This is a genomic window from Proteus sp. FME41 (genome assembly GCF_014897315.1).
In the GTDB taxonomy this organism is placed as follows: domain Bacteria; phylum Pseudomonadota; class Gammaproteobacteria; order Enterobacterales; family Enterobacteriaceae; genus Proteus.
This window is the reverse complement of record NZ_JABUYL010000002.1, coordinates 128,610-145,972: the sequence shown is the minus strand read 5'-3', so window position 1 is coordinate 145,972 and position 17,363 is coordinate 128,610. Positions and strand designations below refer to the sequence as shown.

Genomic DNA, 17,363 nt, shown 5'->3' with positions numbered 1-17,363 from the left:
CGGTTTTAATAATTACATTACCAAACGACGTAAATCGCTCATGTACTGATTAATCAAAGTGATAAATCGAGCACCGTCAGCACCATCGATCACACGATGATCGAAAGATAATGACATTGGTAGAATCAAGCGTGGTACGAATTCTTTACCGTTCCATACAGGTTTCATAGAAGAGCGGGAAAGTCCCATAATCGCAACTTCTGGTGCGTTAACGATTGGTGCAAAACCGGTAGTACCGATACCACCAAGGCTAGAAATCGTGAAACATCCGCCTTGCATATCTGCTGCTGTCAGTTTACCTGCACGCGCTTTCTTAGAAACTTCAGCTAACTCATAAGACAGTTCGATAATGCCTTTTTTGTTAACATCTTTGAAAACAGGAACAACTAAACCATTAGGTGTATCTACAGCAATACCGATATTGATGTATTTTTTCAGGATCAGTTTCTGTCCATCTTCAGAGATAGAGCTATTAAAGCGTGGCATATCCGCCAGTGCTTTCGCGGCTGCTTTCATTACGAAGACTAACGGCGTGATCTTAACATCCAGTTTTTTCTTCTCGGCTTCTTTATTTTGCTGCTTACGGAATTCTTCAACCTCAGTGATATCTGCTTCATCAAACAGATTTACGTGAGGGATCATCACCCAGTTACGGCTTAAATTAGCACCTGAAATCTTCTGGATACGGCTTAATTCAACTTCTTCAATTTCACCAAACTTGCTGAAGTCAATTTTCGGCCAAGGTAACATGCCTGGTAATCCGCCACCTGCATTGGCTGGTGCAGATTCAGCTCGTTTAATTAACTCTTTCACGTAAGACTGAACATCTTCACGTAAGATACGACCTTTACGACCCGTACCTTTTACTTTCGCTAAATTCACACCGAATTCGCGTGCTAAGCGGCGAATAACTGGTGTTGCATGAACGTAAGCATCATTTTCAACGAATTCTTCTTTTGCTGCTGGTGCAGTTGCTTGTGCTTTCGCAGGTGCTGCTGGTGCAGAACTTACTGGTGCTGGCGCGGCTGCTGCGGGTGCTTGAGCAACAGGTGCAGCACCGGCAACTTCAAAGGTCATAATCAGTGAGCCAGTTTTCACTTTGTCGCCCACTGCAATTTTGATCTCTTTAACCACACCTGCAAATGGTGCTGGAACTTCCATAGACGCTTTGTCGCCTTCAACCGTGATCAGCGATTGTTCTTCAGAGATGGAGTCACCTACTTTCACCATCACTTCAGTCACTTCAACTTCGTCACCACCGATATCTGGAACATTCACTTCTTTCACAGCAGAGGCTGCTGGTGCTGCTGATGCTGCTGGAGCTGGTGCTGCTTGAGCAACAGGCGCGCTACCTGCAACTTCAAATACCATGATAAGAGAGCCTGTGCTCACTTTATCACCAGTTGCGATTTTAATTTCTTTCACGACACCAGCAAATGGCGCTGGAACTTCCATTGAAGCTTTATCGCCTTCTACGGTAATCAGTGATTGTTCTTCAGCAACGCTATCGCCTACTTTTACCATCACTTCAGTCACTTCAACTTCGTCACCGCCGATATCAGGTACATGAACTTCTTTTAATGCGGCTGTTGCTGGAGCGGCTGCGGGTGCAGGCGCTGCGGCTTGAGCTGGTGCCACTTGCGCAGCACCTTCTGCTTCAAAAACCATGATAAGAGAACCTGTTTGGACTTTATCGCCCACAGCAATTTTAATCTCTTTAACGACACCCGCTTGTGGTGATGGAACTTCCATAGAGGCTTTATCGCCTTCTACGGTGATTAAGGATTGTTCTTCCTCAATACGATCGCCCACTTTCACCATCACTTCGGTGACTTCAACTTCATCAGCACCGATATCTGGGACTTTAATTTCAATAGACATTCACTTTACCTCTTATGCCAGACGTGGGTTTACTTTTTCAGGGTTGATGTTGTATTTATTGATTGCTTCTTCAACAACCTTCACATCAATCTCACCACGTTTAGCTAATTCACCTAATGCAGCAACAATCACATAAGAAGTATCAACTTCGAAGTGGTGACGCAGGTTTTCACGGCTATCAGAACGACCGAAACCATCTGTACCTAACACACGATAATCATCTGCTGGCACATAAGTACGAACTTGTTCAGCGAACAGTTTCATATAGTCAGTAGACGCTACAGCAGGTGCATCATTCATAATTTGAGCGATGTAAGGTACACGTGGTGCTTCAGATGGGTGCAGCATATTCCAACGTTCACAATCTTGACCATCACGCGCCAACTCAGTGAATGAAGTTACGCTATAAACATCAGAACCAATACCGTATTCAGCAGACAGGATTTGTGCAGCTTCACGAACATGGCGCAGAATAGAACCTGAACCCAGTAACTGAACTTTACCTTTCGCACCTTCCAGTGATTCCAGTTTGTAGATACCTTTACGGATACCGTCTTCAACACCGGCTGGCATTGCTGGCATATGGTAGTTTTCGTTGAGTGTAGTGATGTAATAATAAACGTTTTCTTGTTTATCACCGTACATACGCTCTAAACCATCTTGCATGATAACAGCAACTTCATAAGCGAATGCTGGATCATAAGAGATACAGTTAGGAATAGTCAGCGATTGAATATGGCTATGGCCATCTTCGTGTTGTAGACCTTCACCGTTAAGCGTTGTACGGCCTGAAGTACCACCCACTAAGAAACCACGAGCTTGTTGGTCACCGGCTGCCCAGCATAGGTCGCCAATACGTTGGAAACCAAACATTGAGTAGTAGATATAGAATGGGATCATTGGCAGATTGTTAGTGCTGTAAGATGTTGCAGCGGCTAACCAAGATGCGCCAGCACCCAGTTCGTTGATACCTTCTTGCAGAATTTGACCTTTAACGTCTTCTTTATAGTAAGCAACTTGCTCACGGTCTTGAGGCGTATATTGTTGGCCATTCGGGCTGTAAATACCGATTTGACGGAACAGACCTTCCATACCGAAAGTACGAGCTTCGTCAGCAATAATTGGTACTAAACGATCTTTGATAGATTTGTTTTTCAACATTACGTTCAGTGCACGAACGAATGCGATAGTGGTAGAAATCTCTTTAGATTGCTCTTCCAGTAACTGGCTGAAATCTTCCAGTGTCGGAATATCCAGTTTTTCTTCAAAACGAGGACGACGTGCTGGCAAGTAACCGCCTAAATCCTGACGACGTGCGTGCAGGTATTTGTATTCTTCTGACTCTTTGTCAAAAGTAATATAAGGCAAGTCATTAATTTTATCATCGGCAACAGGGATATTGAAACGATCACGGAAATGGTGAACGCCATCCATGTTCATTTTCTTAACTTGGTGAGCGATGTTTTTACCTTCTGCCGTTTCGCCCATACCATAACCTTTGATAGTTTGAGCTAAAATAACAGTTGGTTTATTTTGAGTATCTTTTGCTTTTTGGAATGCTGCAAAGACTTTCTTCGGATCGTGACCACCACGGTTTAATGCCCAAATTTCATCATCAGTCATATCTTTAACTAATGCAGCTGTTTCTGGGTAACGATTAAAGAAGTGTTCACGAACATAAGCGCCATCACGAGATTTAAATGTCTGGTAGTCACCATCTAAGGTTTCATTCATTAATTGAATGAGTTTACCTGAAGTGTCTTTACGCAGAAGCTCATCCCAACGATCGCCCCACATCACTTTGATAACGTTCCAGCCAGCACCTGCAAAGATACCTTCTAGTTCGTTAACAATTTTGCCGTTACCTGTTACTGGGCCATCAAGACGCTGTAAGTTACAGTTAACAACAAAACACAGGTTATCTAATTTTTCGCGAACTGCGATGGTGATAGCACCTTTAGATTCTGGTTCGTCCATTTCGCCATCGCCTAAGAACGCATAAACAGTTTGTTTAGTCGTATTTTTTAAGCCACGGTGATTCAAATATTTCAGGAATTTTGCCTGATAAATTGCCGTTAGAGGCCCTAGGCCCATAGAAACCGTTGGGAACTGCCAGAATTCAGGCATTAATTTAGGGTGTGGATAAGAAGATAGACCTTTGCCACCAATTTCTTGACGGAAGTTGTTTAATTGATCTTCTGTTAAACGACCTTCTAAGAATGCACGTGCATAGATACCTGGGGAGATATGACCTTGGAAGTAAACTAAGTCACCACCATCAGTTTCATTTTGAGCACGGAAGAAGTGGTTAAAACACACTTCATATAAAGTTGCAGAAGATTGGAATGACGCCATGTGTCCGCCGAGTTCCAAATCTTTTTTGGATGCACGCAGAACCATCATTACTGCGTTCCAGCGAATAGCAGAACGAATACGACGCTCTAATTCCAGATTGCCAGGGTAAGCGGGTTCATCTTCAGCAGGAATGGTATTGATATAATCACTGTGTACAGAGCCACCTAAAGCAATATTAAGACCGCCATTACGGGCTTGTTTTAATACCTGATCAATCAGGAACTGTGCACGCTCAACACCTTCTTCACGGATGACCGAGTCGATCGCTTGTAACCAGTCGCGAGTTTCGATCGGATCCACGTCATTTTTCAGCATATCTGACATGGTGTATTCCTTATCTGTTATCTGTTTTTAATGGTTATGGGAGCCTATCTTCCCGTTATACCCATTTGATATGACGGGAAGATAGACCCTGCTGTTATTACCGCTACCCCTGAAAATCACAGGGTGATAGATAGTACAGACTCAGCGGTCAGGATCTGTGCTACTAAAATAAATCAGGGTGTTGTTGTAGCCGGCGCAACGAACGCTCACGGCGAGTGTGTTCACGACTCATATCCAACAAAACATCTTCAATAAAGGCCAAGTGGCGATGTGAAGCTTCACGTGCAACTTCGGGTTCTCTATTAATAATAGCCTGATAAACTTGACTACGATGCTCACTTACTGCTGTTAGCATCTCTTTTCGGGTATAAAGAAACTCAAAATTCTGGCGAATATTCTGCTCAAGCATTGGCACCATACAACGTAATAGATGCAGTAAAACAACATTATGAGCAGCTTCTGTGACAATTAATTGATATTGCAATACAGCATCAGACTCAGCGGCTAAATCACCCTTTTCATGGGCATTCAAAATGCAATCATGACTTGCTTTGATACGCGCAAGATCTTCATCAGTACCACGCAATGCAGCATAATAGGCAGCAATACCTTCAAGGGCATGACGTGTTTCTAAGAGATCAAATTGAGATTCGGGGTGTCCGCTAAGTAATTGGGCTAAAGGATCACTAAAACTTTGCCAGAGATTATGCTGAACAAAAGTACCACCGCCTTGGCGACGGAGTAAAAAACCTTTAGCTTCTAATTTTTGGATAGCTTCACGCAATGAAGGGCGAGATACATCAAATTGTTTCGCCAGCTCACGCTCAGGTAAGAGTTTCTCTCCCGGACGCAGGGTGCCTTCTAAAATCAGATGCTCAAGCTGTTGCTCAATAACATCAGAAAGCTTGGGTTGGCGGATCTTTGTATAAGCCATATTGCTGGAAGCCATTATTGGATAACTATTACCTTAGCGATTGAGTTGTCAATTGGTAATACCAATTTAATATAACGGATAATAAAGTAACAAAGTATTCACTAACTGTCCATACAGTTGTTGAGCCAAATCATAAAAACCTGCAAATTTTAACAAATTATTTTAATAATTCATCAAAAGTGATAACTAAGTCGCATTATTTAGAAACGTTAAAAATATATTTTTTAACGTTTTTTAAACACATAAACAGTCAAACTGAAGCGTGACAGCAATAATTAATTGAATTTAAATTCAATTAATGTGATTTTAAAATCACTTTACCGTGTTATTTCATTAACAAATAACGATAGTAAGCCCAATCGAAGTGAGGTCCCGGATCTGTTTTTCTATTTGGAGCCACATCACTGTGCCCTGTAATGTTCTCTTTAATTGCGGGATAAATAGCAATAAGTGCTTGAGTTATCTTTGCTAATTGCTGGTATTGCCTTTGCGTAAAATCACAATCATCCGTACCTTCAAGCTCAATACCAATAGAGAAATCATTACACTTTTCTCTGCCTTTATATAAAGAAATCCCCGCATGCCACGCTCTATCTGTAAAAGGCACATATTGCACAATTTCGCCGTCACGACGAATAAGACAATGAGCAGAGACTCTTAAACTGATTATCTCACCAAAAAAAGGATGCTCTTGTTCTGATAACGTATTGGTAAAAAGTTGGTCAATGTAAGGCCCACCAAATTGCCCCGGAGGCAAACTGATATTATGAACAATTAATAAAGAGGGAACTTCACCTTCTGGCCTTTTGTCATGATTTGGTGAAGGTACTTTTCTTGCATCAATAAGCCAACCTTGTTTTATGTCCACATTACCCCTCTTTTATTGTGTTTTAGCCATTACCAATAATACCATTAACGCATATTCATCAATAAATGCGAATTCTCTCTCAATAATAAAAGTTAAATGTGTATACCACCTTTTTCTTTTCGATATTTTACTCAAAATTTATTTTATCTATTCGCCAATAAAGTCCTTTTTTCTCATACTCCTAGTGTCTATTAATCAAGGAGGACACTAGATGAACACCCTTAATTATCACTCATCAGAAAATGGTTTTACACTGATGGAGCTAATGATAGTCATTGCCATCATCTCTATTTTAAGCTCTGTTGCGATCCCTGCTTACCAAGGTTATATCCAAAAAGCAGCATTAACAGATGTATTGCAAACACTCACTCCGTATCGTTCAGCAGTAGAATTATGCCGTTATGAAAATGAGGCTCAACACTGTCATTCTGATTCCCTATTTATGCCTCAGCAATTCCGTAGCCGATATCTTTCAGACGTCACGGTATTAAATGGCGTCATTAATGCAAAAGGAAAGGCACAGCTTGATGGTTTAACGATTGTTATGTCTACAGAAAAAGGGGTTAACGCTCATCTTTCTATATGGAAAACACAGTGTTCTGCCATCAACCCCACATTAGAGAAACAGTGTATGGAGATCTTAAAATCGTATTAATGCTTTTTATTTCAAATATAAAATTATTTCAGATTCAGAATTATTTCAAATACAAGGCGCACTTATATTGAGTGCACCTGTATCTGAAATATAAAACAACAATAAGAAAAAAGGTAAATAATGGATATCACACACTCAGCGACGGAATTTATTGAACATCTGTTACGTCATAGTATTTTAAAACGAGTCTCTGATTTACATTTTGAACCACAGCAACTTGGCTTTAGAATTCGAGCAAGAATAGATAGTCATTTAGTACTATTCCCGCCCCCTCCTAATGAGTTTTCAGAAGAAATAATCACTCGCTTAAAAATACTTGCTGACCTTAATATTGCAGAAAAACGATTACCTCAAGATGGGCAATTTAATTGGTTTTATCATGATAAAGAATATTCAATACGAATCGCTACTCTACCAACACTATATGGTGAAAAAATTGTTTTACGGCTTATTAATAATTTACAGCAACCTGAATTAGACCACTTAGGGTTTCAATCTTCCCATTTGGCTTTATTAAAGAAATATTTACATTTTCCACAAGGAATGATTTTAGTCACAGGGCCAACAGGGAGCGGTAAAACGATAACATTATACAGTTGCTTACAATATTTAAATAAAGATAACCGTAATATAAATAGTGTCGAAGATCCTATTGAACTACCACTGAAAGGCATTAATCAGATTCAAGTTTCTGAAAAAGCGGGTATTTCATTTGCAATAATATTACGAGCATTATTACGCCAAGATCCCGATATTATTATGATCGGTGAAATACGTGACGCTATAACGGCTGAAATGGCAATAAAAACGGCACAAACGGGACACCTTGTTTTATCAACCTTACATACCAATTCTGCAAATGCGACTTTAATGCGCTTGCAGAATTTAGGTATTGAAAAAGATCTGATTAACACGTGTGTAAATTTAATTATATCTCAGCGATTAGTACGACGTTTATGCCAACACTGTAAAATATGTTTATCAGATAAAAAGCGCATTAACGTAAATAATGAAATGATTGAATTACCCAATTGGCAAGCAATAGGTTGTCAACAATGCTGTTCTGGTTATAAAGGAAGAACGGCAATTTATGACTGTTTTGAACCTACAAAACAAGCACAAGCTTTGCCCTATCATTTACTTTATTCTGGTCTTTTATTAATCAAACAAGGAATAACAACACTTGAGGAGATTTATCAAATTCTAGGAGATATTGAATGAATTTGCAGTTTATTTATCGCTATGATGCACTAACATATCAAGAAGAATGGTGTACGGGAAAAATTCTAGCCGCATCTAAGTATGAAGCTTTTATTAAATTAACACAGCAACAAAAAACACCAATAAAAATTCGTTTATATAAAATTGTATTATTTCAAGATAGTGATAGACAATATCGAATTCAATTACTTGAACAATTAGCCTTATTACTTCAAGCTGGTTTAGCCCTTTTACCTGCATTAATCTTATTAAAAAATGAGTGTCGATATACTCATTGGCAATGTGTATTAGACGATATTATTTTTAACTTAACGCAAGGAGGAACATTCTCTAAACAATTAAGCCGTTATCCCATTTATTTTCCCATTTCATTAACTCGCTTTATTTTTATTGGTGAAGAGAGTGGAAGATTAGATGAAGTAATTACACTTCAAATAATACAATTAAAAAAACAGCAGGAGATGACTAAAAAAATTAAAAAAGCATTTAAATATCCCCTATTTTTACTCACTGTACTGTTTTTTATTACTACTGTTATGTTGCTGTATGTCTTACCTGAATATCAATCTTTATACAGGGCATTTAATACTGAACTTCCTTCTCTGACATTAGCTTTAATTGTATCTTCACAATGGTTTTCTGAGTATATTCTTATCATCATTATCACCTTCATTACTTTAATATTAATTTATCGTTTTCTTCGGAATTATTCATCTTTCTTTTATTTCTCTGAACAAGCTATTTTTCTTCGCCTTCCTTATTGTGGTGTACTACTAAAACATCATCAATTATACCTTATTTTTCAGATAATCAGCATCACACAACAAGCTGGATTACCTTTATTACAAGGCTTAAAAATCTGTACCGAACAACTCACACATCCAATTTATAAGCGAATGCTTTCTCAAATGAGTGAACATATTATGAAAGGTAAATCATTAAGTTTGTTTATGAAAAATGAGCCTCTTTTTACACCTATTTGCCATCAGTTTATCATTTGTGCTGAAAGTTCAGGACAATTGCTCTATTTTTGCCAACAATTAAGTGATTGGTTTTATCATCAACTTGACGCGCGATTAAATACAATCCGTACATGGTTAGAACCCATACTAATGGCTGTTATTGCACTGATTATTGGCATTGTAATCATGGCTATGTATCTTCCTATATTACAGTTAGGTGATACTATACAGTGAATCACACGTTTTATGAGTAATATGCTATTGAAATGCTTTACCTAAGCTATTGATTGATGATAATTCTATTGCGGATTATAAGGTAGGTTGTCAGGGTAGCAGAAAATCATCTATCATAATAACCGAATAAAACCTAAATATTGCGGTTATTATCTTGTGATAAAAACAAAATTAAGCTTTAGAATACGAGACTAATAGCAAATTTTAATTAATTAAAAACAGATAAATAGAATGGCTTATACGGTTGCTCTTACAGGCGGAATAGGCAGTGGTAAAACCACTATTGCCAATGCTTTTGCCTCATTAGGTGTACCACTTGTTGATGCTGATGTTATCGCTCGATCAGTGGTAGAACCTCACTCATTCGGGCTAAATGCATTGCATCAGCATTTTGGTGACCGTATTCTGTTACCTGATGGCTCATTAAACCGAGCACAATTGCGTCAGATTATTTTTCAACATGATGAAGAAAAAGTGTGGGTTAATCGCCTCCTTCATCCGTTGATCCAGCAAGAGACTAAAAAACAAATACAACAAATTCAAGCCCCTTATTTTATTTGGGTTGTTCCTTTATTAATTGAAAATAAATTAACCCATTTAGCCTCTCGTGTTCTTGTCGTTGATGTCACACAAGAAGAACAAATAGCAAGAACCATGAAACGGGATGGGGTAAGTCGAGAGCAAGTGCTGAATATATTAAAAGCTCAAGCCCAAAGACAAGAACGATTAGCCGTCGCTGATGATATTATTGAAAATCACGATAATAGCCAAGATGTGATTGGAAAAGTTAAACAACTCCATCAGCATTACTTAGAATTAGCTCAACAAGCGTTACAGGACAACTGCCATGAGTGATGACATCACAACAATCATCTTCGAACACCCTCTCAATGAAAAAATGCGTTCATGGCTTAGAATTGAAAACTCATTGATTCAAATTAACAGTTTTCGTGCAATTGATTCATTACCAACAGCACTCTCTTTTTTCCGCTCAATATCCGAATTTATTGAAGTCCTTGATCGTGGAGAGATCCGTGCAGAATTACTCAAAGAATTAGAAAAAAGACAAAAAAAATTACAACAATGGCTTTCATTTCCTAATGTTGATAAGGAAATTGTAACTCAAATTATTAATGAATTAGCTGAAAATGCAGCCGTATTAAGTCAAGCACCACGAATAGGTCAACATTTAAAACAAGACAAAGTAATAAGCTTAGTGAAACAGCGTCTAAGTATTCCAGGAGGATGCTGTAACTTTGATGTCCCTGCGTTGCACTTGTGGCTAAGCTTGCCTCAAACAACCCGCGATGAAAAATTACAAACTTGGATGACAGGATTACTGCCATTACAAAATGCATTAAATAGTTTACTCATGCTTATTCGCCAATCAGATACATTTAAACCTGCTCTTAGCCATCGCGGTTTTTACCAAGACAGCGCAGAAGAAGGCGAATTGTTGCGTCTTAAAATTGCAATCGACCACCAAATTTATCCACAAGTATCAGGCCATAAAAATCGCTATGCTGTTCGCTTTTTACCTCTTGATAGTGAGAATGGAACTGTACCTCTAGAGCTACCCTTTGAGATTGCTTGTTGCTAACATTATGTTTATAAATATGAACATAAATCGCGCCGATGAAATCTAGGAGAGATGATGAGCGAAGAATTAGTGGTAAAATGCCCAACCTGTCAAGCAGAAGTCGTTTGGAATAATAATAGTCTTTATCGCCCTTTTTGTAGCAAACGTTGCCAACTTATAGATTTAGGTGAATGGGCTGATGAATCAAAACGTATTCCAAGCCAGAGTGATATTAATGACAGTGATAACTGGAGTGAAGTACCACAGCAAGAACCTAAAGATTTTTAATATCAAGATTGAAAGCATAAAAAATAGCCACTGATAAAGTGGCTATTTGGTTTTAATTTTGAGCTTTTTACTTTTGTAATAACGCCACAATAGTGCGATTAGCGGGTGGGAAATCCTCTGCATTTAATGATGTGATAGGCGCCCATTTTGAGTCTTGTCCTTCTTTACCATAAGGCTCATTATCCCACTGTGTGACTAAGAAAAAAGATAATGTGATATGTCTGTCAGGAAAATCATGCTCTACTGTTTCAAAAAGTGAACATTGTGTGACATCAATACCAATCTCTTCTTGTAACTCACGCACTAACGCCTGCTCTGGGGTCTCTTTATCTTCTAATTTTCCACCTGGAAATTCCCAAAATCCCCCCATATGCGATTTTAAAGGGCGTTGAGTGATAAAGACATTATTGTGCTGATCACAAATAATACCCGCAGCAATATGTAGCTTTTTTTTATCCATTATAGACAACCTATTGAATAGCTGAGTTATTATAACAACTTAGCGTTATTATAACGTATATCCAATGGCGCTACTCTGGTTTTCTTTCCTCTGTTTTTAGGGGTGAATTAACGATAAATAGGCAGTAAACCGAATTGAGCTAACGTTTGGCAAATAATTCCAAATACACCAAACGCAATAACCGCGTAAATTAAGCCTTTTCCACCCCAGACTTTAAAACCTGAATTAGGGAATTTTTCTCGGGCTTTCAGCGCCATCACCGCAGGACAGATAATTGCCCATACACAAGCGGCTGTTCCTGCGTAAGCAATTGCAATTAAAAAACCATTAGGGAAAAGTAAACATAACAATAAAGGGGGGGTAAAACATAAAACGCCTGATTTTAAGCGCCCTGTTTTGTTATCTTCAAATTTTAATGATGCTAAAATATAGTCGAAAAGACCAATCGCTACCCCTAAGAATGAACAGAATACGGCACTAATAGAAAACCATAATAAAAAACCTTCAATATATTTACTATTCAACACCGTATAGAGAGAGTCGATAAAGGCATCTAAGTTACCGCCTTTTTGAATAATCGTAATAAATTGCTCTCGGGGTAAATTCCCCATGGTGCCAATCATCCAAAGCAAATAAATAACCAATGCTAATACACAGCCAATAATACAACTCTTTACCACTTTTCTTTCATTTTCATGATAAAGCTTATAAAGGCTACAAACATTTCCATGATAACCAAATGAGGTAATCGCATAAGGAATAATGATAAAAATAAAAGGATAAAGATATAACTGGCTTTTACCTTCAAAAGTAGCACTAAATAATAAATCACCTTTTGCTTGAAAAAATAAACCTGAAAAAGCCAAAACAAACAAAATAATTTTAATAAATAAGAAAATTGAAGTTAAGCGGCTGGCGCTAGCGCCTCCCCACCATATTGTGGCCCCTAGTGTTATCGTAAATACAAAGAAAATTGCTTTAAGGTTTAGATTAATACCATACAATAATGAAGCTTCAAAAATGATAGAGCCAGCTGCAGAGATATAAGCATAAATTAAAATATATAATACAAATATCAATGACGCATTAGCGAGATAACATGCCCATTTAGGTAATAATTCTTTAGAGATATGAAAGTAATTTGTTCCAGCACCATATTTTGAAATACACTCAAGAATATAAATTCCCGAATGAAACATAAAGAAACAAACAATAAATAATATAAAGAGTGAGTTAATAAACCAAGCACCAGACATTATTGTTGGAAGGCTAAACATACCCGCGCCAATCATGGCGCCACCCAACACAAATCCCCCTACAATAATTGAGGGTTCTTTATTTACCGACTTATTTTCCATTTTTTAGTCCTTACTGAAATAAGGATAGGGCTCTCGCATTGCACGAGAGCCATTATTATTGTGGATTAAGATTTATTTGATAGGTTTTAATCTAGCTGTAAAGTGTCTTAATACAGGAGGCTCATATTCGAACTCAAGACCTTTAAGCGTTGCAAATTTATCTTTTAAGCCAATAAGGGCATCAGCAATATAATCCATATGGTCATTAGTATAGACACGACGAGCAATGGTTAAACGCATAAATTCCATATCAGCATGTTTTTGCTCACCCGTTGCAGGATCACGGCCTAATAAGAACGAACCAATTTCAACCGCACGCACTCCAGACTCTAAATAAAGTGCATTAATAATTGCCTGTGCTGGGAATTGATCACCCGGAATATGTGGCACCAGTTTTTTACAATCGACAAAAACAGCATGTCCACCAGTAGGATACTGAATTGGAATGCCCGCTTCACGTAAACGATCCCCCAAATATTTAACCTGACCAATCCGATAATGTAAGAAATCTTCCTGTGCACCTTCTTCTAAACCTTGCACCATAGCTGCCATATCACGACCGGCTAAACCACCGTAAGTTACAAAGCCCTCCATTGGAACACAACGTTGTCTTGCAAGTGTGAAGATTTCCTCGTTGTTACGAATCGCAACTAAACCACCAATATTCAATAATGGATCTTTTTTCGCTGACATGGTTAACGCATCAGCATATTTATACATATCAAAAATAACTTCTTTGATAGTAGAGTTTTTATATTTTGGATCACGTTCTTTTATAAAATACGCATTTTCACAAAAACGCGCAGAGTCCATAACAACAAAAATACCGTGTTGTTTTGCTATTTCATAAACTTCTTTTAAATTACCCATTGAAACAGGCTGACCACCCGCACTATTACAGGTCACGGTAGAAACAATAGCAACAACGTTATCAGCACCATGTTTTGCGATATTGTCTTTTAATTTTTTAATATCAAAGTCGCCTTTCCAATCATCGTAGGTTTCTGTATCAAAGGCTTTTTCAGTAACAATATTAATCGCTTTACAGCCATTTAATTCTACGTGAGCTGCAGTGGTATCAAAGTGGAAGTTAGAAATAAAAACAGGGTTTTTCGCTTTTCCTTCTTGTTGTTTATATTTTAATAATACAGGAAAAAGAATATTTTCAGCACCACGACCTTGGTGCGCTGGAATAATATAATCGTAGTCAAAAAGTTCTTTGGCTTTATCTTTTAAATCATAGTAGTTTCTTGAACCTGCATAAGCTTCATCACCCGTTATCATTGCAGCCCATTGCTGGTCACTCATTGCGTTAGTACCAGAATCTGTTAATAAATCAATATAAACAGCATGACTTGGTAATAAAAATGGGTTATATCCTGCTTCTTTTAATGCAGCTTCACGCTCTTCTCTTGATGGAACACGAATTTTTTCTACCATTTTAATACGGAATGGTTCTACGATTCTTTTAGCCATGATAATACCTTTAATATAAATTAAATAATAAATTTATGAATAAATAAAATAACCTTTCCATTTAAATTGAAATGGAAAAAGAGTATTGAATTTAATTTGGATGGATATAAAAAAGGATTATTTTTTAGGAAAGAAGAAGGCGAGTTCAGAATCAATATTAAACCATTTCTTCAATCTGAAGAAACCTCTTAATATTATCAAAACATTAAATGATGAGAACATACTTTAACCCTTATTGTCAGGAAATAGTACAATTTACAGACTAATTTATATAACAGTTAGCTTCTGTTGGTAATATAACAATAGTATATTTTGGACAATAATCACATTATTTATTGTTTATTATAAATTAACGTGATCACTATCACTTTTTTATATTATTAATGAATTATTTTTTATAATTTAAATTTTAATTGATAATACTAAGTGGTAATACATGTATTCACATTACCCTTTAACAAAATAAAAATTAAAATTCAATAACCTTTCTTTTTATAATGAATAATTATTTAACACAAAAAGAGTAAATTTTTCACTTTTATAAATACACTTTTATTCACTATAATAAAATAAAAATTCATGAAATAAATATTTCACCACATTACATAAACAAATAAAGAATAACAATTGAAAAGCTAATTTCATTTTATTACATAACGTTTTTCGAGTTCTCTCTCATTATTTACCTTCTCTTTATAAAAAAAGATAAATCTTTATTTTTATCATCATTCTGATGGTAATTTAAACAGCAATAAAAAATAACAATTAGCATTATAACGATGAAAATCAATACAATAGAAAATTAAAAAATGAATCATCTGTTTAATTAATACTAAGATCAATGTTAATCATTTTAGTTATGTCAGTATTTAATATCGAAACAAATAAAAATTTATCTTTATTACATTAGTTTTTAATTTATTTTCATATTGAGAGTACCTAGTATTTATTATTTTTAAATTAACGATAATATAAAAACATTAATTATTATCTTACTTTATTTAAGCCATATTATTTATATTTAAATGACTACCTTTATATTGAGGTAAAATGAGAAAAAAAGTTATTTTATTAACACTATTAAGTGGATTTTCAACCACTGGATTAACAGCAAATGATGCTGATCATTTTGGCACGATGGGAGAATCACGACGCGCATTACAAGATAGCCAACGTGAAATTAATCAACTTATAGAACAAAATCGCTACCAACAACTTCAAGAAAATGTATTAAATGTTTCACCCACACCAACATTGATTTCTGAATCAGAACATTGTTTACCTATTAATGGTGTTTATGTTCAAGGAATTACTTTACTTAATGAAAAAGATCTTGATTCCTTAACACCATTACCAGAGCAATGTATAAAAAGTGCCGACGTTAACCGACTAGTCAAAGAGTTAACTCAACACTACCTTCAACATGGTTATATCACAGCCAGAGTCCAATTTTTACGCCCAAATCAAGAACAACAGCTTGGGCTGTATGTTATTGAAGGCTTTATTGAAAAAATACAGGGTGGTGACCGAGGTGTTAACACAGCTTTACTTTTTCCTCATGTTGAAGGCGAACCTCTAAAGCTGTCAAAACTGGATCAGGGGCTTGATCAAGCGAACCGTTTACAATCCAATAAGGTCAAATTGGATATATTGCCGGGTACACAATTAGGTGGCTCCATTATTCAGCTCACCAATCAACGTCAAGCGCCTTGGCACTTGAATATTTCAAGTGATAATTATGGGCAAAAAAACTCAGGACGCTGGTTAGTTCGAACGAATGCAAGCTTAGACAGCCCATTAGGGTTATCTGATTTTATTAGCCTAAATGCTAGCATTACCACAGACAATCCGAACACACGTTTCAATCGCGCTTATACCCTACTTTATTCCTTACCCTATGGGGCATTTACACTTAGTACCTTTGGTAGTTATTCCGAGTATGAATTTCATCAATCATTACAAACCCGCACTGTGCGCTTACAAGGTGATACTACGCAATTTGGTTTAAGAGGGGATTACGCCTTTTATCGTAGTCAAAAACAAATTGATACCTTAAATATGCAGATAACGCATAAACGAATACGCAACTATTTTAGCCAAATTCGTCTTGATTTAAGTAGCCCAGCACTAACAACCGTAGAGCTTGGGATTAATCACTTGCACATCATTCCAAATGGTGTAGTCAGCATTAACTTAAGCGCAGAAAAAGCAGTCGGATGGTTTGGTGCTGATGAATCACCTCGTGTTGCTAATGCCAGTGGTAATGACTATCGCTTTACAAAAGTTAAGCTTTTTGCCAATTGGCAACACCGTTTATCATTATCGGATTCTACATTTTTATTCAATAGTGCCTTCTTTGGTCAATATAGCCCTAACACCTTACCCGGCGTTGAGTGGCTTAGCTTAACGGATAAAAATGCAATCCGCGGCTTCGATCAAAGCACACTTTCTGGGGATAACGGGGGTTATTTACGTAACACACTTTCTTATCCTTATCGAGTAAACACCTTTTCAATCACCCCACGGATAGGCCTAGATGCAGGCCGTGTTCAACAACATGGCAACTATGAAGGATGGCGTAGTGGCTATGGGCTAAGTTCGGGTTTAAATCTTCAATATCAACAAAAAGCACAATTCGATATCGAAGTTGCCAAGGGGCATTTACTTTATAACCAAACAAATTCCAATAAAACCAAAGACCCTACTCAAGTATTAGTTAGATTTTCATATTTATTTTGATTCACACTCATAGCAATAAACGGAGAAAA

The 17,363-nt window shown here is 37.0% G+C and carries 15 protein-coding genes; 7 read left to right on the top strand and 8 right to left on the bottom strand.

Translation table 11 applies throughout. The features are described from left to right. Window positions 1-12: 12 nt before the first annotated feature. From aceF to ampD, 4 genes are all read right to left on the bottom strand, one after another. On the bottom strand, window positions 13-1,881 hold the full coding sequence (gene aceF, locus INT04_RS03195) for a pyruvate dehydrogenase complex dihydrolipoyllysine-residue acetyltransferase (protein ID WP_193014713.1): 1,869 nt from the start codon (window positions 1,879-1,881) through the stop codon (window positions 13-15). Between the two features lie 12 nt (window positions 1,882-1,893). Beyond that, window positions 1,894-4,560, bottom strand: coding sequence for a pyruvate dehydrogenase (acetyl-transferring), homodimeric type (gene aceE / locus INT04_RS03190; protein WP_193014712.1), 2,667 nt, complete (start codon window positions 4,558-4,560; stop codon window positions 1,894-1,896). 163 nt (window positions 4,561-4,723) lie between these two features. After that, window positions 4,724-5,494 carry a pyruvate dehydrogenase complex transcriptional repressor PdhR gene (gene pdhR / locus INT04_RS03185; protein ID WP_193014711.1) on the bottom strand — a complete coding sequence of 257 codons (771 nt, stop codon included), beginning with the start codon at window positions 5,492-5,494 and terminating at the stop codon, window positions 4,724-4,726. A gap of 325 nt (window positions 5,495-5,819) precedes the next feature. Next, the gene (gene ampD / locus INT04_RS03180) at window positions 5,820-6,362 is read right to left on the bottom strand and encodes a 1,6-anhydro-N-acetylmuramyl-L-alanine amidase AmpD (RefSeq protein WP_193014710.1); all 543 of its coding nucleotides are present in this window, start codon (window positions 6,360-6,362) and stop codon (window positions 5,820-5,822) included. Between the two features lie 211 nt (window positions 6,363-6,573). Here ampD and ppdD point away from each other — a divergent pair, with 211 nt between their 5' ends. From ppdD to yacG, 6 genes are all read left to right on the top strand, one after another. Then, window positions 6,574-7,017, top strand: coding sequence for a prepilin peptidase-dependent pilin (gene ppdD / locus INT04_RS03175; protein ID WP_193014709.1), 444 nt, complete (start codon window positions 6,574-6,576; stop codon window positions 7,015-7,017). A 120-nt stretch (window positions 7,018-7,137) separates the two neighbouring features. Then, the gene (locus INT04_RS03170; RefSeq protein ID WP_226893944.1) at window positions 7,138-8,238 is read left to right on the top strand and encodes an ATPase, T2SS/T4P/T4SS family; all 1,101 of its coding nucleotides are present in this window, start codon (window positions 7,138-7,140) and stop codon (window positions 8,236-8,238) included. Further along, a complete protein-coding gene (locus INT04_RS03165) occupies window positions 8,235-9,434 on the top strand; it encodes a type II secretion system F family protein (RefSeq protein ID WP_193014708.1) in 1,200 nt (399 codons plus the stop codon). Before INT04_RS03170 ends, INT04_RS03165 begins: the two co-directional genes overlap by 4 nt. Window positions 9,435-9,665: 231 nt before the next feature. Beyond that, window positions 9,666-10,289 (top strand): dephospho-CoA kinase, encoded by a 624-nt coding sequence (gene coaE, locus INT04_RS03160; protein ID WP_193014707.1) that lies wholly within the window; start codon window positions 9,666-9,668, stop codon window positions 10,287-10,289. After that, window positions 10,282-11,034, top strand: a complete 753-nt coding sequence (gene zapD, locus INT04_RS03155; RefSeq protein WP_193014706.1) for a cell division protein ZapD — start codon at window positions 10,282-10,284, stop codon at window positions 11,032-11,034. The genes coaE and zapD overlap by 8 nt, the downstream gene beginning before the upstream one ends. Before the next feature lie 54 nt (window positions 11,035-11,088). After that, the gene (gene yacG, locus INT04_RS03150; RefSeq protein WP_193014705.1) at window positions 11,089-11,301 is read left to right on the top strand and encodes a DNA gyrase inhibitor YacG; all 213 of its coding nucleotides are present in this window, start codon (window positions 11,089-11,091) and stop codon (window positions 11,299-11,301) included. A gap of 67 nt (window positions 11,302-11,368) precedes the next feature. On the opposite strand, the gene mutT is transcribed toward yacG, so the two are convergent. The 4 genes from mutT to tnaC form a co-directional block, all read right to left on the bottom strand. After that, on the bottom strand, window positions 11,369-11,761 hold the full coding sequence (gene mutT, locus INT04_RS03145; protein WP_193014704.1) for an 8-oxo-dGTP diphosphatase MutT: 393 nt from the start codon (window positions 11,759-11,761) through the stop codon (window positions 11,369-11,371). Window positions 11,762-11,868: 107 nt separating this feature from the next. Next, entirely contained in the window at window positions 11,869-13,119 is a 1,251-nt protein-coding gene (locus INT04_RS03140) for an aromatic amino acid transporter (RefSeq protein ID WP_193014703.1), read from the bottom strand. 72 nt (window positions 13,120-13,191) lie between these two features. Beyond that, on the bottom strand, window positions 13,192-14,595 hold the full coding sequence (locus INT04_RS03135) for a tryptophanase (protein WP_193014702.1): 1,404 nt from the start codon (window positions 14,593-14,595) through the stop codon (window positions 13,192-13,194). A 117-nt stretch (window positions 14,596-14,712) separates the two neighbouring features. Beyond that, on the bottom strand, window positions 14,713-14,817 hold the full coding sequence (gene tnaC, locus INT04_RS19535; RefSeq protein WP_129037440.1) for a tryptophanase leader peptide: 105 nt from the start codon (window positions 14,815-14,817) through the stop codon (window positions 14,713-14,715). A gap of 828 nt (window positions 14,818-15,645) precedes the next feature. Between tnaC and INT04_RS03125 the strand changes: the two genes are divergently transcribed. Continuing rightward, a complete protein-coding gene (locus tag INT04_RS03125; RefSeq protein ID WP_193014701.1) occupies window positions 15,646-17,334 on the top strand; it encodes a ShlB/FhaC/HecB family hemolysin secretion/activation protein in 1,689 nt (562 codons plus the stop codon). Window positions 17,335-17,363: the final 29 nt, after the last annotated feature.